General features: G+C 62.3%; 19 protein-coding genes and 1 pseudogene. All 20 read left to right on the top strand.

The window, feature by feature from the left end; genetic code table 11:
- Window positions 1-128 precede the first annotated feature (128 nt).
- Window positions 129-1,988 (top strand): annotated as a pseudogene (locus NDI89_RS23570) (VirB4 family type IV secretion system protein); the annotation flags it as partial.
- Window positions 1,981-6,300: a primase-like DNA-binding domain-containing protein gene (locus NDI89_RS23575; RefSeq protein ID WP_277525341.1), complete on the top strand. Its 4,320-nt coding sequence runs from the start codon at window positions 1,981-1,983 to the stop codon at window positions 6,298-6,300. The pseudogene NDI89_RS23570 and the gene NDI89_RS23575, both read left to right, overlap by 8 nt.
- Before the next feature lie 351 nt (window positions 6,301-6,651).
- Window positions 6,652-7,911, top strand: coding sequence for a phage NrS-1 polymerase family protein (locus NDI89_RS23580; RefSeq protein ID WP_277525343.1), 1,260 nt, complete (start codon window positions 6,652-6,654; stop codon window positions 7,909-7,911).
- 212 nt (window positions 7,912-8,123) lie between these two features.
- Window positions 8,124-8,657 (top strand): DUF7342 family protein, encoded by a 534-nt coding sequence (locus NDI89_RS23585; RefSeq protein WP_277525345.1) that lies wholly within the window; start codon window positions 8,124-8,126, stop codon window positions 8,655-8,657.
- A gap of 8 nt (window positions 8,658-8,665) precedes the next feature.
- Window positions 8,666-9,100, top strand: a complete 435-nt coding sequence (locus NDI89_RS23590; RefSeq protein ID WP_119712823.1) for a toxin-antitoxin system TumE family protein — start codon at window positions 8,666-8,668, stop codon at window positions 9,098-9,100.
- A gap of 322 nt (window positions 9,101-9,422) precedes the next feature.
- Window positions 9,423-9,716, top strand: a complete 294-nt coding sequence (locus tag NDI89_RS23595; protein ID WP_277525348.1) for a hypothetical protein — start codon at window positions 9,423-9,425, stop codon at window positions 9,714-9,716.
- 195 nt (window positions 9,717-9,911) lie between these two features.
- Window positions 9,912-10,202, top strand: coding sequence for a DUF8069 family protein (locus NDI89_RS23600; protein ID WP_119712824.1), 291 nt, complete (start codon window positions 9,912-9,914; stop codon window positions 10,200-10,202).
- Window positions 10,202-10,528 carry a DUF7558 family protein gene (locus NDI89_RS23605; protein WP_277525352.1) on the top strand — a complete coding sequence of 109 codons (327 nt, stop codon included), beginning with the start codon at window positions 10,202-10,204 and terminating at the stop codon, window positions 10,526-10,528. Before NDI89_RS23600 ends, NDI89_RS23605 begins: the two co-directional genes overlap by 1 nt.
- 71 nt (window positions 10,529-10,599) lie before the next feature.
- The gene (locus NDI89_RS23610; protein WP_119712826.1) at window positions 10,600-10,902 is read left to right on the top strand and encodes a hypothetical protein; all 303 of its coding nucleotides are present in this window, start codon (window positions 10,600-10,602) and stop codon (window positions 10,900-10,902) included.
- On the top strand, window positions 10,903-11,415 hold the full coding sequence (locus tag NDI89_RS23615; RefSeq protein WP_079235407.1) for a PIN domain-containing protein: 513 nt from the start codon (window positions 10,903-10,905) through the stop codon (window positions 11,413-11,415).
- Window positions 11,416-11,446: 31 nt separating this feature from the next.
- Complete coding sequence (locus NDI89_RS23620; RefSeq protein ID WP_119712827.1) at window positions 11,447-11,776, top strand: DUF8158 family protein; 330 nt, start codon at window positions 11,447-11,449, stop codon at window positions 11,774-11,776.
- Window positions 11,777-12,439: 663 nt separating this feature from the next.
- The gene (locus tag NDI89_RS23625) at window positions 12,440-13,303 is read left to right on the top strand and encodes a DNA-binding protein (protein ID WP_277525358.1); all 864 of its coding nucleotides are present in this window, start codon (window positions 12,440-12,442) and stop codon (window positions 13,301-13,303) included.
- A 223-nt stretch (window positions 13,304-13,526) separates the two neighbouring features.
- Window positions 13,527-14,453, top strand: a complete 927-nt coding sequence (locus tag NDI89_RS23630) for a transcription initiation factor IIB (protein ID WP_277525360.1) — start codon at window positions 13,527-13,529, stop codon at window positions 14,451-14,453.
- 97 nt (window positions 14,454-14,550) lie between these two features.
- A complete protein-coding gene (locus NDI89_RS23635; RefSeq protein ID WP_277525362.1) occupies window positions 14,551-15,444 on the top strand; it encodes a biosurfactant protein 1 in 894 nt (297 codons plus the stop codon).
- Between the two features lie 142 nt (window positions 15,445-15,586).
- Window positions 15,587-15,775, top strand: a complete 189-nt coding sequence (locus NDI89_RS23640; protein WP_277525364.1) for a DUF8012 family protein — start codon at window positions 15,587-15,589, stop codon at window positions 15,773-15,775.
- A gap of 106 nt (window positions 15,776-15,881) precedes the next feature.
- Complete coding sequence (locus NDI89_RS23645) at window positions 15,882-16,262, top strand: hypothetical protein (RefSeq protein ID WP_277525365.1); 381 nt, start codon at window positions 15,882-15,884, stop codon at window positions 16,260-16,262.
- A 68-nt stretch (window positions 16,263-16,330) separates the two neighbouring features.
- Entirely contained in the window at window positions 16,331-16,993 is a 663-nt protein-coding gene (locus tag NDI89_RS23650; RefSeq protein WP_277525366.1) for a DUF6735 family protein, read from the top strand.
- Between the two features lie 37 nt (window positions 16,994-17,030).
- Window positions 17,031-17,315 (top strand): DUF7967 family protein, encoded by a 285-nt coding sequence (locus NDI89_RS23655; protein ID WP_277525367.1) that lies wholly within the window; start codon window positions 17,031-17,033, stop codon window positions 17,313-17,315.
- Between the two features lie 61 nt (window positions 17,316-17,376).
- Window positions 17,377-18,126 (top strand): helix-turn-helix domain-containing protein, encoded by a 750-nt coding sequence (locus NDI89_RS23660; RefSeq protein WP_277525369.1) that lies wholly within the window; start codon window positions 17,377-17,379, stop codon window positions 18,124-18,126.
- A 60-nt stretch (window positions 18,127-18,186) separates the two neighbouring features.
- Window positions 18,187-20,559 carry a heavy metal translocating P-type ATPase gene (locus NDI89_RS23665; protein ID WP_277525370.1) on the top strand — a complete coding sequence of 791 codons (2,373 nt, stop codon included), beginning with the start codon at window positions 18,187-18,189 and terminating at the stop codon, window positions 20,557-20,559.
- The last annotated feature ends 225 nt before the right edge of the window (window positions 20,560-20,784 follow it).

Below are 20,784 nucleotides of genomic sequence, written 5' to 3' on the forward strand. Positions count from 1 at the left end.
CGAAGTCAACAGAGTGCTGATCGCATCTGGGGAGAGTTTCATTCACCCTTCCCCACTCAACCTTCAGAAATAATCTCCCCGATTGGCGTTCCGTCACGCGGTTTCAGCTCTTAACCGAATACGGATGCTATGCCGACTATCCCAACGACGGGTATCTGAGCGACCTCTTCGAGATGACCGACGTGCAGTTCGACCTGACGGCCCACATCACGCCGAAGAACCAGGAGCGGGCCCGGAACGAACTGCAAGACATCGCTGACGACCTCCAGGTCGATGCTGACCTCGAACAGAGTATCCGGAGCGCGTATCTCCAAGAGCGCGCCAACGAGGCCGCAGCGACGTACAAGGCCGTCGAGAACGGCGCGAACGTCTTCGACCAAGGGATGTTCATCACCGTGCGGGCCGACGAGAAAGACGAGCTCAGAGATGCCGTCCAGACGGTCAAGAGCGCGCTCCGCGACGACCCGGCGAACCTCACACCGAAGACCGCAATCTGTCGGCAGGATCTCGCCCTCCAGTCCGCCGCACCCATCGGTGACAACGAGTTCGGCCGGACGTCGATAGCCCTCGGCGGCGCCGTCGGCGCCTTGCTGTCCTCGCCGCACAACGCGACGATTCTCGAGGAAGGCGGGGTAGAGTTCGGGATTCACAAGGACAACCAGAGCCCCGTGGTCATCGACCCGTTCGCCCGGGACAACGGGTACGCGATGTTCACCGTGGGCGATACCGGCTCGGGGAAGTCGTTCAGTTCGAAGCAGAACTTTATCCGCTCCATCGAGCAGAGCAAGGACCGTATCGGCATCATCCTCGAGCCGCTGAATAACTGGGCCGGCGTCTCAGAGGCACTCGACGCCAAGCGAATCACCGTCGGTGGGACGCTCGGCCTGAACCCCTTGGAGATCCGCGAGACGCCCGAACACGTCCAGCGCGCGATGGGCGAGGACGCGAGTCCGTTCAACGAGAAGCTCGACGACGCGATGAGCTTCCTCACGAACTTCTTCGCGCTCCGCGGCATCTCGCTGGGCGACCGCCGGACAACGCTCGAACTCGGGCTCAAGCGGGCGTACAAGCGCCAGGGCATCACCGACGACATCTCGACGCACGACAATCCGAGTCCGACCATCCGCGAGATGATGGACGTCTTCGAGGATATGGTCGACGACCCTGAGGAGTTCGTCGTTCGGTCCGACGAAGAGGCAGGGAAGATCAAAGAGGACGCGACGTGGCTGCTCGATCAGCTCCGCCCCTTCGAGGACGACGGTCGCCACGCCAACCTCGGCCAGGAGTCCGACTTCGACATTCGGGACGAGAAGGTCATCTACCTCGACCTCGCTCAGCAGGAGGGCAGCGTCGACAGCAGCACGGCACTGACGATGCAGTTGCTGATCTCGCTGGTGTACGAGCGGGCGAAGGTCTCGGAGAAGGAGGTCGTGTTCTACATCGACGAGGCGCGCTACATCATGCAGGACGCCGCGAGTCTGGCGTTCCTCGAGACGGTGTTCCGGCACCACCGCCACCACGACCTCTCGATCCGGCTGGTCACCCAGACCGTCGACGAGTTCTTCGAGCACGCCGAATCTGAGGCCATCCTGGACCAGTGTGCGGTCAAGCAGTTCCACCGCCTCGACGGGATGGATGATGAGTGGGCCGACGAGTTCGGGCTGAACTACGCACAGATGCGGTTCGTCCAAGACGCCGTCCCCGGCAACGAGGACGCCGGCTTCTCCGAGGCCCTCGTGGGCGTCGACGGCGAATGGCGTGGGATCCAGGTCAAAGCGATGCCCAAGGAGAAGCAGGTCATCGACTTCGAGCCAACCGAGCAACGGCGAGACTCACTCCCGGGGACTGGTGAGAATGCTGTGGACGCGGAGGTGCAGGCGTTCCAAGACGATATTGAAAGCCGAACGACCGACAACGGACAACGCCCACCTGAGCAGACGCCAGCAGAGACTGATGGTGGCGCAGCGGGAGGTGACGACGATGCGTGAGTACCTTCGCGTGACGCCAACCTCCGAACGGCTCAATTCGGAGCGTCTGCCGCAGGCACTGGAGAGCCTCCACAAACTGACCTCAACGGACTCGGCAGGGCTAGCTGACAAACTCAATCCGCTACATAGCGACACACCGCTACGATTCGAGTTCCTCGCGCTCAGCGAGGGGAAAGATGACCCCGTCGAATTCTACTACGGTGCCGACGACCATCTGGATACCCTTGAGAAACGGCTCCGGTCGGTCTATCCCGAGACGTTCGACATCGAGCGTACCGAGGTCGATATCGCATCCCGACTCGTACAGCCTGTCGAATTCGATCGCGAGACATTCGTCGAGCACTATGACTCAGGCGAGCTCACGTACGAGTTCGGCCCTGACGAGCAATACGAGTGTGGTACTGACGACAACAGTCAAGCGGGGCCAGGGGACGCCGAATCAGTCGCGGATGGAGGGACGGTCGGCGACCAGTCTCCCGACCACTTCATCGAGATCGGTGATACTGCCCTCGAACTCGCCCCACCAGATGCGATTCCCGAGGATGAGCCACTCACGACGCTTGCCAAACCAACGGTAACATCGGAGGGGACGATACTCGCCCGGCCAGCGACCGAGACCGTCTCCCCACTCGGCGTGCGGTGGCAGGGGTCGGCGACCCGGAAGCAGGACTGGATGACCTCACTCTCGCCATTTACTGCCAACGACGAAGCGGAGCTCCCAGCCGTCGATCAGCCAGGAGGTGCGCTCGCGTCGCTCGTCGACCACCTGATGGAGGCGACAGCACCAGTAGCGTTCCAAGTCGTCTTCCAACGACGCGAGAGCTGGCAGTCCGATGCCGACCTTCGCAAGGAGGACGTCATCGACGGACGGGACACACTCGCCCAGGAGATTATTGGCTCCCTCTTCGAACTCGATGATCAACCGGAGAGTCGGGATAGAAACCAGCTGAGCGACGCGGTTGCAAAACGTGTCGCGGCAATCGAGGCGAAAAATCCGAAGCGGTCGTTCACCGCGAACATCCGCGCAATCGGGATTCCATCCGGTAGTGACGGTCGCGATGATCTCGATGAGCGGATGCAATCACTGGTCCCGGTATTCGACCCGCTTGACGGGCCGTACTATGAGGTGGAGGCCGAACGGTTGCGCGACAGCGGCTTGCGGGCAGCCACGAAAGAACGGAATGCACGAGCGGCGCTGCAGCGGCTCTTGGATCGTGAGATCACGACCGGCCGTGGGAAGAGCCGACCGGAGTTCGTCCTGAGCGGCCGAGAACTCGCGCACTTCGTCCTCGTCCCCTCCTCGGAACAGCTTACTGTCGAAGGGGCACGGGGGACGCGTGCGGAACAGCAGAGTCGGAATCCGTTGCCCCGTCCGCACCAGGACCTCATGCGTGAGTTCCGAGACGGGATGGCAATCGGGTATGCTCTCGACGACACTGGCGAGGCCGAAGACGTGCCGACACACATTCCACCCGGACTGCTGCCCACTCATTACGGCCGGTTCGGAACAACCGGCTCTGGGAAGTCGAAAGCCCTCATCAACGATATGCTGTCGCTGTACGACAACACCGAGGGGCCGACGATCCTCATCATCCCGAAGAACGACGATATGGCCCAGAATTACATGCGGGCTCACGCGCGTCGGTTCGGAATGACCGACCTCGAAGAGAACGTCGTCCACTTCCCGATTCCGGACGTCCTCCCCGGGTTCTCGTTTTTCGATCTCGAACCGTCGATGGAGAGCGGACGACACCGCGAAGACGCCGTCCAACGGAAGGCCGACCACTACGAAGAGATTTTGAAGCTCGTGATGGGAACCGACCGCTACGAGCGGGCGACTGTGGCCCCGACTCTCATCAAGACACTCATCAAGGCCATGTTCGACGAGGAATACGGCCGTGAGAACGGGCTCTACCGAGCGTCGACGGACTACTTCGCCCACCGACAGCTCGAACACGTCGTCGACCAGCTCTGGGAGGCCGGGCCACCGAACGAGAACATCGCCGACGCCCCACGGTCGAGCGACGAGGAAGTCACGCGGACGATTCGACGGCAGCTCCAGTTAGATTCGAACACCTTCGCGAACGTGATGGGTGGTGTCGGAAACCGCCTTGCGTACATCTCACAGGATACGCACCTGCGGCAGATCTTCAACAATACCGAGAACCAGTTTGACTTTCGGGATGTCCTCGACGAGGATACGGTCATCCTCTTCGACCTCGGAGACCTCCGCGACGACGCCGCCCGGATTATGACCGGTGTGATCCTGACCAATCTCGATGCAGCCCTCAAGGACCACAAACAGGCCCTCTCCCAGCACCCGGACGACTACGTCGTGAACTTGCTCGTCGACGAGGCAGCATCGGTTGTGGTCTCCGACATCATGAATGATCTCCTCGAGAAAGGCCGGGGATTCCGGCTCTCTGTTGGCCTGTCGATGCAGTTCCCCGAACAGATGGAGGCTGAAGGTGGGCGGAAGATCTACCTGAATGCTCTGAACAACATCGGCAGTTCACTCATCGGGAAAATCAACGTCGACCGGGAACTGGCGCGAGCGATGGCCCACGAAGAGATGGACCCCGCGGATTTCGCCAATCGGATTCGTTCGTTGCCACGAGGGGAGTGGATCGCCAGCCTGCCAAGCCCGACGTTCGGTGAAACGGGGCCGTATCCGTTCAGTGTCGAACCACTCCCGATTCCACCGGGCCACCCCGAGAGCGAATCCCCGCTCACAGAGCGTGAAGAGGGGCAGTTCACTGAGACACTCTCCTCGATGCACGAGGACATCAATGACGAACACGGCGTGCCGGCCGCAACAGACGCCTCAACAACGAGAACACCGACCGACGGACACGGGGTGCTCGATATCGGGAGCGATGACCTGGACGTCGCGATTGCGACGGTGGTCCGGAGTCTGCAGCTTCGAGAGGAGTGCCGCGAGGAGAACGGCTGGGTGGCCGTTGAAGCAGTTGACGACGAACTCAGACGACTCTTCGACGACGTCGACGCCGAGCCGCCATCGTATGATGCACTCGCGGACATTCGAGAACGATCACGATACCTCGATACGACCGTCGATATCGACGCCGACGAGCTCCGCATCCGGCTCACTGAAGCCGGAGAGGATGTCTCGACACCCGATACTGGTAGCGTGCAGGCCGCTGGTGGGAGTGCCCACGACGCAGCACTCCTCCAGATCGAAGAAGAGCTCACCGCACTCGGTTTCACCGTCTCGATCCTCGCACAGGATGGCAGCGAAAAACCTGACGCGAGGGCGAGCCACCCCGACGTTGCCGATCGATTCGCCATCGAAGTCGAAACGACGACACCCGAGAATCCCGCGAAAGTGCTCACGAATCTCCGGAAAGCCCAAGAAGCAGGGGATATCCCGCTGTTTGTCGTTCGACCAGGAAACGACGAAACTGAGTGGGCCAAGCGCGTTGACGGCATTCTCACACCACCCGTTCGTACCCTCCAGAATGGTGAGACACGGTTCTACACGACTGACTCGAATCTCACGTTCAACGGCGGGGCAACCGAAGAAGGTGGAGTGACTGCCGTCCGCCCGGCGACCGATGACGAGAACGGGACCCAGAATATCTGGCAGCGTGATGGCGACGAGATCGTCCTTCGTGATGCCAGCGAGACGGAACACATCCGCCTCCCATCGCTTGAAAAACTCTCGAAAGATCGTGTTCCGGCCATCTACAGCTACGACCACGCTGCCGACGAGTACGTCGTTTATGAGCATGGTGAGCAACACATCTACGAGACGAAATCGGCGTTCGAGGACGACTGGGTGCGTGTCAAGAAGCCATTCGTCCCCGAAGCCGAACTCCCTGTACCAGATTACACACGTTCGACGTACGGCATCGTTATCCTTCACGATGAGGCGAAATCGGTCGTGTATGAAGACGGTGAGAAGCGGCCACTCTCGGCAATCACTGACGGGGCACTCCGTCCCGCATCGCCCGAATCAGCGGCCGCTGACGAACCACCCAGTCAGACCGACCAGGCAGATGAGACAGTCGAAAAAGAGCAGAAGGACCCATCGCCGCCGTCGTTCGAATCGTTCGTCGATGAATATCTCGTCGAAGACGAGGATGAAGCCGTGCCGAAAGATGACGTATTCGATCTCTACACCGACTGGGCAGAGGCACACGACATCGACGATCCGCTGAATAAGAGCTGGTTCACACGGAAGCTCAACACCCACATCGAGGTAGACTCCACGAAGAAGCGAATCGACGGGGAACCCGTCCCGCATTACACTGGTGTCCGCATCCGGTCTGAAGAAGACTTTCAGCCATGAAATGGACGTACACGATCCAATTCCCGATATCATCGGGACTTCTTGAAACCTGTTCCACCCAAGCTGAATCATGACCTCATCCAATCAAACTCGAAGGTCGCAAATCACTCGACGGCGGTATGTTCCACCCAAATCCTCAATGGGTGGAACACCAACGAACTTGGCGGAATGGGTGGAACACGCTCACGTCCAGCGGTTTGCAACCAGCCATAGTGAGTGTTCCACCCAACAACCAACTAGAATAGAACGGGGGGTCCCCGTTGGGACCAAGGGATTGGATCGCGACGTACAGCAGAGAGCGTTCTGTGCTGGCTCAGAGCCAGTGAGAGCCATGCGAGGTGCTACGTGAGGATGAGTGAGCCTATGATCGACGAGCCGGAGGCGATTCCGGAGACGTTACGCGAACGCGACCAGTGGGTGTGCTGGCGCGAGGAGGAGCGAGACGGCAAACCGACGAAGATTCCGGTGACGCCAGGGGCTGGGGGGTTCGCGTCAGCAACAGAGTCGGAGACCTGGGCGAGTTTCGAGGCAGCACTCGACTACAGCGAGACAGAGCACGCCGATGGTATTGGGTTCGTGTTTACTGACGACGACTCCATCGTCGGCATCGATCTGGACGACTGCCGCGATCCCGAGACAGACGACGTCGACGACGCGGCGCTGGACATCATTGAGCGATTCGACTCCTACACCGAGGTGTCACCGTCCGGTACCGGCTATCACGTCCTGATCACTGGCGCACTCCCCGAGGGGCGGAACCGGCGCGGGAGCGTCGAATTGTACGACACGGCACGCTTTTTCACCGTCACTGGCGACCACGTCGAGTGGACACCAACGCGCGTTGCACGCCGGCAGGACGCGCTCACAGCGATTCACCGCGAGTACGTCCAGGACACAGAGCGTGACACAGCCTCCGAGTCCGAACAGCGTGATGGCACTGACGCCCGGTCACCGACGACCGACGCAGCCGACGTCGACGTCGACCTCGAAGACGAGGACATCCTCGAAAAAGCGCGAAACGCATCGAACGGCGAGAAGTTCGAGCGGCTCTGGAACGGGAATACGGTCGGCTACGACAGTCAGTCCGAGGCCGACATGGCGCTGTGCTGTTTGCTGGCGTTCTGGACCGGTGGTGACCGGACCCAAATGGAGCAGCTGTTCCGCCAGTCGGGATTGATGCGGGAGAAGTGGGACGAGGTCCACTACGCTGACGGGTCGACGTACGGCGAGAAGACCATCGAGCGAGCGATTGCGACCACGTCGGAGTTCTACGACCCGGACGCCGGCGGCGATACCGAAGATTCTCACGGCCAACCTGACGGGGTCACTGCTGGTAGTACGCCAGACGACGCAGACCGGAGTCGTGCGTATCTGGCGGAGAAAAACCGCTTGTTGAGCGAGCGCGTCGACGAACTCGAGGCAACACTCGAACAGAAGACTGAGCGGATCGAGACCCTCGAAACAGAGATCGAGCGCCTCACCGACGACCGCGAAGCCCGTGAGCAGGAGACTGCGCAATCCCACGAGGAAGACTCCGGTACGGGGAACGAGACCGGTGATGACTCAGAGCCAGCCTCGCTGTTGCATCGATTCTTCGGTGGCCAATCTTAGTAGTGGCGCCGCTTCACCGCCATCCGAAAACCTCTCTCGAGCGTTCTGATTCTGCGAGCCGAGAAGATTAACCAACAGACTCGCTATATCGCGCTATTTGTTGGTTAACTACGCTCAATCTCGCCGCAAAATGGGGGCTATCGCAGGATACTGTTGTTCGGGAAACTATTCCTCGAAGTAAGAACTATATCCTTAGACCTGCAATTCTGAGTATGTCCGAGACAGACGCCGCCGATGGGCCACCTCCCTTTGAGGATGCGTTCGCCAGCGACGACGTCGAACAACGCATCTACGGCACCATCCTGCAGACCCGCGAGCCGACGACGGCAAGCGCGATCGCCGAACGAGCAGAGTGTGACCCCAAGACCGCCCGGAAGTATCTGGGCTGGTTCGACGACCTCGGCATCGTCACCCGACACGATGGCCATCCAGCCACCTACGAGCGTAACGACGCGTACTTCGAGTGGCGACGCATCAACCAGCTCGCAGCCGACCATTCTGTCGAGGAACTCCAGGATCGCGTTCGTGAGCTGACAACGCGCATCACCGAGTATGAGGAGGCGTACGACGCCGCGTCACCGGCTGCCGTCGACGCCGTTACCGCCGCGGAAGCCAGCGACGAACGGACCATCGACGACGTGTACAGCGACCTCGGCGACTGGGCGACCGCCCGCGAAGAGCGAGACTGCTACGAACGGGCGCGCCAGCAACGCACGGGTAGCGAACGCGAACAGGCATCCGGGTAGCCCGCTCGATGGTGCCACCGACAGGCGATGGTGGGAGCCCGGCCCCCATCGATCGCCCAATCCTCGAGTTCCTTCAGACACGGCTCCAAGCGACGAGGCAGGTCTCCGAAGCGGTCATCACGGATGCAAGCGGCCATCTCGGGCTTCAGGTCGTCTTTGCCTCATCGTACTACCCAGCACCCGTCGACGACGCAACCCTGACTGTCCGCTGGTACACGAACGACGACTTCACAATCCACTATCGAGAGGTCCATTCGGAGCACACCTGGGAATGCCGATGGGATCAGCATCCGAACCCCCACAATACGCGCGACCACGTCCATCCCCCGCCCACCGCCCCGACACCCGGTGATGATGACTCCTGGCCGACCGATCATCGTGATGTCCTGCAACTGGTCCTCGACGAGGTCGAAGACCGGATTGCAGTACTGTGGGACGAATAGACGACTCCCCCGCAGTGGCGTTTATCGCGCCGACCAAGGGTGACGGCGCTCAGCCCGATAGGCACCACCACGAGAGCCGTCGTGGTGTCCAGTCTGGTGTCAGCTGAGTGCAGTCACAGGTGAATCCATGTCTACGTTCAGTAACTCCGAGACAGCGAGTGCATCGCCGTCAGAAAACCACACGAGGCCACCCCGAGAGACCGAGGACACAGATTCGCAGCCGTCGTGGCCAGACGATGCCAGCAGCGAGGATGGAACGCCAACGCTCAGGCTGAACCACTGTCCGGAATGCGGGGCTCGTCGCTTCGTCTCGAAACTCCTCGTGTACGAGGTCACAGGCTACGACGAGGGCGGCGAGCAAGAATTCCGCCGCCAGCACGTCCGGGCAGAGTTCGAATACACCTGCAGCGATTGCCAGACGACACTCCGGACGCTTCCCGCAGATCGCCGCGATTACTACGATGAAGTCGCAGTCCTCGAAACGGAACGACGGGCAGCCCTCCGTGATCAACTCCGCCAGCTGGGGAGGCGGGTTTGGCAGCGCCTTGCAGCGCGGACGACGTGGCTGGCACTCGGGCTCGTGACACTCGTGACCGGGCTCGTGATCGCACTCTAACAGACCGACAGGGACCGACAGCAAGGGGTGGCTCACAGTAGGTGTTGGAGTAGCGTCATGCTCCCTTCCAACCAGGAACGAGGCTAGCTGAAGGCAGATCGCTGACGTAGGACATCGTGCCCGCACCGCAGGTGTGTCTATCGGCGCCAGGAGGCGTGAGGCGCGCTCGAAGCGCGTGCAGAAGCGTGAGTTCCTATGCCTGGTCAAGATATCATCGACGACACGACAGACGACTACGAACGACTCGAAAACGAACTCGTTGCACAGGATCGGGATGCGTCCCGAGTCGCGACGGCGGACATCGATGAGGCGACTGCCCGCCGTCTCGTTGGCGACCTTGTCGAGGACGATGTGGTGACGCCGATCCCTGACCAACGCATTCTCGTCCACGAGCCCAGTAGCAAGCCCTTCGAGTCGATCACCCAGCTCGCTGTGTTCCATCGTGGCTGGCAGGCCGCCACCGACGCCGACCCGGAGGACAACTGATGCAACAGACGCTTTCTGGGTGTGCGTTCTGCGATTCACCGCCCGGTGCAGAGATGGGCGAGGCGCATACGTGGGGGAAAGACGAACGGGTGACGCACCCAATCTGTGTCGACTGCGCCACCCAGACGCGGTCGGATCCCGACGAGCGCGACCACCACGCCTGCGACGGGTGCGGACTGGTCGTCGACGCCCTCGCGGCACTTACCCGGTTCCGCGTCGAACTCGGCCATCTCGAGGGGCCGCTCCAACTGTGTGCTCGCTGTAGCCCTGGTGGGCTCGCGACGTACTGGACGCGTGACCTCGAGGAGCATCTCGTGGCCGAGTGACGGTCGGCCGAGTGAGGCTCACATCGTACACACGAAAACGGCTAAGTGCGTTGGCTCACAATGTACACATCATGAGCACCGATAAGAAGCGCGTGCAGTTTCGGGCCCCCGATCGCCTCATCGACCGGGCCGACGCACTGGCCGCAGTCCTCGGGGAAGACCGAACAGACGTCCTCGTGACCGCGCTTCGGGAGTACCTCCAAGAAGCTACTCACGACGACGCACTCACCCAGGAGATCGCTGCCGCCTATTACGACGATGAGATCACCTTCGAGCAACTCAAAGCGCTCGTCGGCGCCGAGGAGGCGGCAAACCTCCGAGTGTTGAAACAGCAGTTGGACGAGGACTTCATCGACGAGGTCGCCGACGCTTAGATGTCGCGGCTTATCGCAGACGCCTCCGCCCTCGTGAGTCTCGGCATCGTTACTGACGACGATCCCGATCCACTCGCACTTTGTCTCTCCCGGTACGAGGTCGTCGTCCCAACGGCGGTCATCGATGAACTCCGAGAGATCGCCTCCTACGATGACGTCCATGGACACGCCGCGTCCGCCGTCCTCGACCAAACGGAGTCATTCACGACACAATCGGTGGACCTCGATGCCGAGTTCCCCCTCGATGACGGTGAAAACGCGGCGGTCACGCTCGCGAACGATCTCGATGCTGCGCTCTTCCTCTGTGACGAGTTCAACCAACTTGGCTTGATCCACGCCTCCCTCGCTGATACCAGGCTCGTCACAACACCGACACTGCTCTCGGTTCTCGTTCGAACTGAACACCTATCAGCTGCTGATGCGCGGCTGCTCCTCGATGCGATCAGTGACGCCCGTAGCTGGGGCGCGAACAGTTACGTGCAGCGAGCTCGCTCGTTGCTCGAGGAGCCCTGACACCATGGAGGATCCTTCGAAGTGATTTGGAATGTCCGATAACGACGCTCTCTACGACGTTCGTGAACGAACGAAGAACCCCGAGCACGCATCAGTTGACGACGTGGTCGAACTCATCCTCGAGCGCGCACAGCATCCCCGGACGGAGCACCGGGACGCACATCTCGACGAGATGATGGCGACTGTCGTCGACAGGTACGGGACCGGCCCCGTCCGAACTGTTATCCAACGTATCCTCGTCGACCACCACCCCTTTCGGACTGCCACGCATGACCTCGAGATGCGTAACGTCGACGGTGTTCGTATCGGGACAGCAGCCGGCCAGTTCCTTACAGAATTGAACGCGCAGCACGACGATTGAAATACAGTTTCTGAAAGCCCTCGGCCGCTCGGCATCCCGCGACCACCGCTGCGCTCCTCGTGCCTGTGGTGCTTGCGGGGTCGGGGGACGACCGAGACGGCCTCGCCCTTTCTGAGTCCGCCAGGACGGTAGATGCCTCACCGAGCGACGTAGCCGGCTGAACAGGTGTGTACGTAGCGGCCCGCCCCGCTCGCCGCTGCCGCCCTCCGCGTCGCTCGCGACCGACCATTCCGGGCGTGCGGGCGCTCTCCGCACCGCCCGCGCCCGTTCCGGGCTAAAATGCATGTGCCCTCGGCGCCAGCGGGTATCCCCGTCGGTTGCGCCCCTTGCGGGCTTTCGCGTTCCAGCGCTTTGTGCCGCCTGCGCTGTCGCGCGCCACACCGCGGCGCGCGTTCTCGGCGACAGTCGCCCTGGACACGGACCCGCACATCGGGCCGGACACGAGCGGGCATATCCCGCTGGCCGCTCGCTTCGGGCGGGTCGGCGCGCGGTGCTGGTTGGATGGCCCCCCAGGCGCGCTCTCGCTCGCGCCCACAGGGCGCTCGCGAAGGCGCGAGCGAGAGCGCGCAGACGAGTCTGTCGGTCGTTGTCGTCGAGGAAATCCGCGATGTAGTAGCATCGCGGTGTCGGGCGCGTGAGCGCCTTCAGGTCAAGTGAAGACCAATGTCAAGTAACAACGCCACCAGTAATGTAGTTTCGGTCGATGAACAGGCTTTCGAGAAACACGATGAAGCCGAGGTCGACGAGGACGGATTCGAGGTCGTCGACGAGACGCCGGAGTTCCGGGCGACGGTCGACATGGAAGTGCAGGCGAAGGTCGATTCCAACCATCCGGACGCGCGGGTCGAAGAAGGCCCGGATCACCTGTTCGGGAAGACCCTCGAACAGGAAGAGCGAATCGAAGCACGGGAAGCCGAGTTGGAGCACATCAGTGCCCAAGCCGAACTCAGTCACCAGGAGGGACGCGCGAAGCGGACGCGGGAGGTCGTCGTCGAGCAGTGTGGCCGTGAGGAACCAGAGACGGTGGAGGGCACGGATCCCCGGGAGAAGCTGACGCAGAGCGAACTCGCGGCGGTGAACGAGCAGGCGATGCGGATCAGCGACGAGGTGACGGGCGGCTGGTCGAGAGCGGTCGTCGCGAAGCAGCTGGCCGAGAAGGTGCAACGGGGAGAGGACGTGACGAAGGCGGTGCTGGAGACGCTCGAGGAACTGAAGGCGGTACCGGGAGCGATCGTGCCCATCGCGGATGTGCCGGACGTCCCGGTTGGAGAGGTGACGGTCGAAGGCGAGGTTACCGAACTCTGGACTCCCTCGGCGTCGAACATCCAACAAGTCGGGCTGATCGAAGACGAGAGCGGCCGCACGAAATTCACGGTCTGGGAGAAGAGCGGGAAAACGGTGGTTCGAGAGGGGCAGACGGTCAGATTCCGCGCTGTCAAGAAGAACTGGTATCAGGGTCGTTGCAGTCTCGCGATCACAGGCTGGAGTCGCATCGAATTCCCAGAGCGCGGCCGCTGGTGGGAATAGCCGGGGCAACGCACCCCTTTTTTGCTGGTGTGTAGCGGTCACCGCCACCTCCCACCACCTCCACGGTCCGGGCTGCTCACGGCGCTGCGCGCCGTTGCGCGGCCGGGCTTTCGCCACTGCACCCCATCGGAGTCAGCGCCGTCCCGTGTGGTGTATTTGTGCCCCCTCATGGGTGAGGGGCATTCCGAGAGACGGAGACCAGGTGATCCCCCTCGTGAGTATCATGGCAACCAGAGAGATCTACGAAACGACGTTCGACGAAGACGTCCAAACCGAGACAGAATCGAACCAGTGTCCCGAGTGCGATGGCCGGGTCACCACCAACGCGGTCGAAACCGTCTGCGAGGACTGTGGCCTCGTCGTCGACGAGCAGCGAATCGACCACGGGCCGGAGTGGCGAGGATTCGACGAAGACGAGCGCGAGCGGACGGGTGCGCCGCTCACGGCGGCACGGCACGACCGGGGCTTGTCGACGGAGGTCGGGCGCGGCACCGATGCGAATGGCAACGCACTCTCCGGGCGGAAGCGGCGGCAGCTATCCCGGATGCGACGAGAACAGTCTCGGGGTCGGTTTCAGTCGAAAGCCGAGCGCAACCTTGCCCACGGGCTCGGTGAAGTCCGCCGGATCGCGAGCGCACTCGAATTGTCCGAGACGATCCGTGATCAGGCGTGTCGGCTCTTTCGGAGTGCTCAGAACGAGGATCTCCTGCGGGGCCGGTCGATCGAGGCGATGGCTGCCGCGAGCGTCTACGGCGCCTGTCGATGTAACGGGCGTTCGCGAACGCTCGAGGACGTCATCGACCCGGCGCGCGTCGAGCAATCGCGGGTGACGAACGCGTACAAGACGCTGAATACCGAGCTTGGACTCCCCGCCCAACCCGTGACACCCAGTGCGTTCGTCCCACGATTGGCGTCAGAGCTGGACGTCTCCGACCAGATCCGACAGCGGGCCCGGCAGCTGGCGGAGGAATCCGAATCAACGCAAGTGACGACGGGCGTCCGGCCGTCGGGGTTCGCCGCTGCCTGTCTCTACAAGGCGGGGCGCGAACAGGGCCGGTGGCTCACACAGTCCGAAGTCGCAGCGGTCGCGAGCGTCTCACCGGTAACCGTTCGGACCCACCGAGACGCACTGGAGGAACTGGCTGTGTAACGGAACGCAGGCTATAGGTTTGCGTATCTGTTGAGTGATTGAATTGAGAGCTATCCTTTACAACTGAAGACGAAGCATGTTGCGATCAGACCACTCTATGACCGGGCAGTACTCTGACTACGAAGAGCTCCGGCCGCTCGGTGAAGCGACGCATATTCCCGACGATGAACTCGCCAGCTGTACCGACGGGGAGCCCCGACGTCAGCGAACAGACGAAGCGCACGCAGGCTATCCAGACGATACGACGGCACCTGCGGCCGAGTGTGACTCCTGTGGGGCGTCGATCCCTGCTGGCCAGTCGAAGTGCCGGTTCTGTCTCACGAATCATCTCGATGAACCCACCGTTCCACGAGACACCCCTGATTCGGAATATGATCTCCTCCATATCATCCATGTCCTCGTCGAAGCGCGGTCGTTCTACGGTGCCGTTGCAAAGGGCTCTGCGGCGGCCTCGCTCCTCGCGAAATCGGAGTCCGACCCAGCGGTCGACGACTGCCAGTTGATCTACGATCTCGACGAGGAACCAGCAGCGCAGCTTACCGACCAGTGGCCTTCGCTCTCCGCGGCGACCCGGGTCACATCAGAAAGCGGAGCACAGTTGCTTGCGGCCGCTCGTGAGCGGACGATGTGGACAGACACGACGCAGTCGCGTCGCGACGGCGAGCACGCGACGTTCCTCTACGACGAAACCGGGAGCGAGGTTCGAACCGAAGATCGTCTTGCAAGCCTACGTGAGGACGCAGACGACGACCTCTGGCTGGTGCCAGCGATTGCGCTCCAGGAATCCGTTGACAAGACCGATACCGAACAGCCACGACGCGAGCGTCCAAACAGAACCCACCTCGAGTGTCGAGAGTGTGATCGGGAGACTAAGCATCGATTCCGCGAATTCGAGGCTATCCCCGATGACGAGTGGACCGGGCAGCCAATGTGGGGCTGTCAGCGGTGCGGCACGCCCCGCTATGGGCCCGAACCCGAAGCCGGTCAATAGAGACAGTGTCAGTTTAACCAACGAATCCTGATATCGATTCGTTCTGTTGGTTAACTGGAGGTCAGTTCGTGATCACTCCCGGACTGCCCCGCTGACTGCCCGCCGGTGTTTTTTCGCGCCGTAAATTGGCGGAGGCGCACACATGGACCCACGAGACACCCCCGGCTATCGACTCCACCGCGCGCTCAGCAGCCTCACCAGTATCGATATCGACCAATTGGAGCCCGCTGATCGAGAGCGAATTAGCACCGCGACGACGCTCCTCGAGCAGGTGGATTTTCTCACCCAACCGAATACGACGAGGGACGGTGACGTCAACAGAGAATCCTGACAGCTCGACGCGTCGGCAGCGCAACGTCCTGTGGTCGTCACAGCGTGAGCAGTTGTTCGCCCCCTGAAGGGGTGCGGGGGCGCGAGACCGCTCCCGAGAACAACCCATGGCAACACTCCAAGCCGCAACGACATCGACCGGCGCGCTCGTAACAGACCCACAGGCCGTCCGCCAGCTCTGTGAGAACCACTGCTTCGGGACGCTCAACTGGGAAGTGGACGACGACGGCGAACTCGTCATCTGGGGCTACGACAGCTTCGAAGTGTACGAGGCCCGTGAGAACGGTCTTCCTGACTACGACGGTGGCATCGTCACTCACGAGTTCCTCCGGTCGCTCGCGGAGTATCTCGAACCGAACGAAGAATTCGACATCCAGACAGCCGGATTTACCAAGTGCCGGTTTCCCGTGCTGGCGAAACGGTACGTCGTTCGCGACGGCGAAGTCCTCCACGCGGACCTCAGTTCCCCCGACCCGATCGACGAGTAGCGTTGTTCGTCCCCCGGGAGGGGTGCGGGGCGATCCAGTCGTGGGTCGTCCTGCAAGGTGATTGTTCAATGGGCCACCGCGCACTCGTTGCGTACGAACGCACAGACGGACAGTACACGCTCCACTACTCTCATTGGGGTGCAGCGAATCTCAAGCTCAAGCACCGAATATCGGCCGAAACACCGTTCGGTGGCGACGACACCGACTCGAAGTGGGCGAAACAGCTGCTGGCGGAACTGGCCGATGGCCTTGAGGCAGATGCGGTCGACGGCTACCTCGCTGGCGAAGATCGACCGTCGACAGTCGTCGAGCCGAAGCCCCGTGCCACCGGGCTCACCCTCGACGAGATCGTCGCTGACCACCTCGACTACCTCCACCACGAGGCGTTCTTCGTGGTGTCGACGACGTTCGAGGTGACCGCCTACCGGACGCTGTGGTTCGGCCTGCAGTACGATTCGGAGACAGTCGAACAGGGAGAGACGGTCGGGAACGGCGCGCTTGCGACGGTGCGCTGGTACGACGGCGAGCCGGTCGGCGACGGCCACCTGCAGGGGCAGTTCGCGGCCCTCAAAGACGTCGTCGGCGACATGCTCGACAAGGGCGTCTTCACACCGTCAACGGCGAGACAGTACCTGAAACGGAAGCTGGCCGCGCGAGTCGGAGACCGACAGGAGCTGCTCATTCCGACCGGAGAATCACCCTTCGAGACAGCGAGTCTCGGCAAGTCGTAACACCAATCCCTTAGTGGATATCGGGGGACGTCTAAGTATGTCAAATCAGTCTGAAGATGGCGTTCGTGTTTGGCTTGTCGAACGGACGTACTCCGATGACGAACAGAACCTGATCATCCTCACCTACGCAACGCCCGATGGCGAACAGTACTATCGGAAGGAGCGGGCGCTAACCTCATTTACCGATGTCCGAGATACGACGGCAGCAGTCGATGCTGAACTCGACAATCTTGGCATGGTCGATGAGCCAGACCTCCAGGAACAATACGCGGCCGAAGCGCAGCGAATGCAGGAGGTCCACGACCCGGACGACGTGATCTGATACCCGCCAGTAGACATCACCCCGGACCATGGGTTATGCCGTAGGAGGCCGTACACAGGATATGCGCGAACTCATCTTCGCACTCGAATACGAGCCGGGCTGTAACCGGGTGGCTGACGCTCTCGCCGACCACTCCGACGCCCGCGTCCGCTCGCTCTCGCTGCACGCCACTGCCGAACGTCTCTGGCGGGTCGACCATGCTACCGGAACTCCTGAGGCGCTCGACGCTATCGAGGACGCCTTTCTCACCGGCGACTACTACGCCGACTGTCTGGCGACTGAGGATTGCGGCGCCACACAGACGACTCGTGTGCTGGATCGGACGGACGACACGCTCGTCCTCTACTCCGACTGGGAGCGCACCCCTACCTGCGCCTCAGTCCCCCACATTGCTCGCGACCATCTCGGCGACGGCGTGCTGTTCGAGACTCGTCACGAGGGTCGCCACTACACGTGGCGACTCATCCACTCCGGTGAGGGCGACGTGGCGGCGTTCTTCGACGCTCTCAAAGTCGCCGTCGGGGAGTGCGCCCAGATGGAGATGCTTCGCACAGCGGACACGACGACAGCAGCTGGGGGACGCGACGGGACACCGAGCGGCCTCCCGCCAGCCCAGGAGGCCGCTCTTCAGGCCGCGGTCGAACACGGCTATTACGAGTCGCCCCGCGAGGTCGACGTCGGCGAGCTCTCCGAGCATCTCGACGTGCCACGGTCAACACTCACCTACCGACTCCGGCGGACGGAAGAACATTTAGCGAAGCAACATGTCGCCGGCGAGCGGGTAGCTGAAGAACGGCTGGCATCGCACTGAAGGCCGCAGTTGGAATATTCCAACAAAGACATATCGAACTCCCGCTCCTACCGTGAGGTAATGACAGAGAATCCGGACGCAGCAGGAGGAACGAGCGGCGGCGGACAGCGACGTGAGCTGACCGCCCGCCTCGCCGTTCCCGAGATGGACTGTCCCTCTTGCGCCCAAAAGGTGGACAAGAGCCTCCAGCGTGTCGACGGCATTACTGACGCCACGCTCCAGCCGACCACCGGCACGGCCAACGTCACGTACGACCCTGATCGGACCAGCGAAGCCGACGTAGTCAAGGCGATTGAAGGCGCCGGCTACGAGGTCGTCGGAGGCTCGGACGCCGAGGGCGAGGATGAGGACAACCAGGCGACCGATGGCGTCGACATCGCGCCACCATCGGAGGTCTGGACGAGTCCTCGCGCGAAGAAGACGTGGCTCGGCGCGGCGTTCGTCACGCTCGGCCTCCTCTTCGAATTCCTCCTCACCGGACAGAACGTCACGGTGGCGAGCGTCCTCGAGTACCCGCTCCACATCGCAGATGTCCTGTTCCTCGGCGCCGTCGCGGCCAGTGGCATCCCGGTCGTCCGTAGCGGGTACTACTCCGCGAAGAACCGAAGCCTCGACATCGACCTGCTGATGGGGACGGCGATCATCGCGGCGACCGGTATCGGCTACTTCGTCGAGGCCGCTACGCTGGCCGTCCTGTTCAGCATCGCCGAGCTGCTCGAGGACTACGCGATGGACAGGGCCCGGGACTCCCTGCGCGAGCTGATGGAACTCTCGCCCGACGAGGCGACCGTCCTTCGCGATGGTGAGGAAGTGACCGTTCCCGCCGAGGAGGTCGACGTTGGCGAGACCGTCGTCGTCCGCCCCGGCGACAAGATTCCGCTCGACGGAACGGTTATCGACGGCGAGAGTGCAGTCGACCAGTCGCCGATCACGGGCGAGAGCGTCCCCGTCGACAAGACCGCCGGCGACGAGGTCTACGCCGGCGCGATCAACGAAGAGGGATACCTCGAGGTAGAGGTCACCTCGACCGCTGGCGATTCGACGCTCTCGCGCATCATCGAGATGGTCCAGGGCGCACAGGCGAAGAAGACCGAGTCTGAGCAGTTCGTCGACCGCTTCTCCGGCTACTACACACCCCTCGTCGTCGTGCTGGCAATCCTGACCGCCGCTATCCCGCCGCTGGTTATCGCCGACCCCATCTCGGTCGACCTGGCCGGATACGGATTCACCTTCGCGAGCGACTGGCAGACGTGGTTCATCCGGGGGCTCACCTTGCTGGTGATCGCCTGCCCGTGTGCGTTCGTCATCTCCACACCCGTCTCGGTGGTGTCGGGCATCACCAGCGCCGCGAAGAACGGCGTCCTGATCAAAGGCGGCAACTACCTCGAGGCGATGGGCGGGGTCGACGCCGTCGCCGTCGACAAGACCGGGACGCTCACCAAGGGCGAACTCGCCGTCACCGACGTCGTCCCGGTCGGTGACACCACGGAGACCGATCTGCTCCGTCGCGCCGCCGGGCTGGAGCGGCGCAGTGAGCACCCCATCGCTGCGGCGATTCTCGCCCGTGCTGAGGAGGCGGGCGTGGGCAATCTGCCCGACCCGACTGGCTTCGAGAGCCTCACCGGGAAAGGCATTCGGGGCGAGATCGACGGCGAGACGTACTATGCGGGCAAGCCCGCGCTCTTCGAGGAGCTGGGCTTCGACCTCGCTCGGGCACGCCGCGAGACGGACGGCGGCGTCGTGGCGGAAGAGGCGGCCGAGCCCAACGACGGGGCGTTCGCCGAGAATGCACTCTCCGCGCTGGAACGGGAGGGCAAGACGGTCGTTATCGTCGGGACGGAGTCGGAACTGCTGGGTGCGATCGCCATCGCCGACGAGGTTCGCCCGGCCTCGAAGCGGGCCGTCGAACGCCTGCACGAGCTGGGCGTCGAGCGCGTAGTGATGCTGACCGGGGACAACGAGGGCACCGCCCGCGCCATCGCCGAGCAGGTCGGTGTCGATGAATATCGCGCCGAACTCCTACCCGACGAGAAGGTCGACGCGGTCGAAGAGTTACAGGCGAAGTACGGTGAGGTCGCGATGGTCGGCGACGGCATCAATGACGCCCCCGCGCTCGCCACTGCGGAGGTCGGCATCGCGATGGGCGCGGCGGGCACCGACACCGCCCTCGAAACGGCTGATATTGCGTTGATGGGCGACGACATCGGGAAACTCCCGTACCTGTACGACCTGTCGCATACGGCCAACGGCGTGATCCGGCAGAACATCTGGGCGAGCCTCGGCGTGAAGCTCCTGCTCGCGTTAGGCGTGCCGCTGGGCCTGGTCAGCGTTGCGCTGGCAGTCGTTGTCGGAGATATGGGGATGAGCCTCGGCGTCACCGGGAACGCGATGCGGTTGTCACGAATCGAGCCCGATCGAATCATCGACGCCTGATTCTGCGGCGGAAAAGGCGGCAGGGCGCTCTTCTTTCGGGACTTACCTCCGCTACATCGAGACAAGTTGTGGTTTGTCTGGGGCAGAAAGGACTGAGCCTGCTCTGTTGAATCCGGAGACGGCGAGCGGATAGCGTCGCTGTGAAGGGACAAGCGAAGCGGAAGAATCGGATGTGTCCAGCACCCTCTTCCGCTTCGTTAAACAGGCAGTGTCGCTGGCTCAAAA

This window comes from Natrinema salsiterrestre (assembly GCF_029502005.1).
Taxonomy (GTDB): Archaea; Halobacteriota; Halobacteria; order Halobacteriales; family Natrialbaceae; genus Natrinema; species Natrinema salsiterrestre.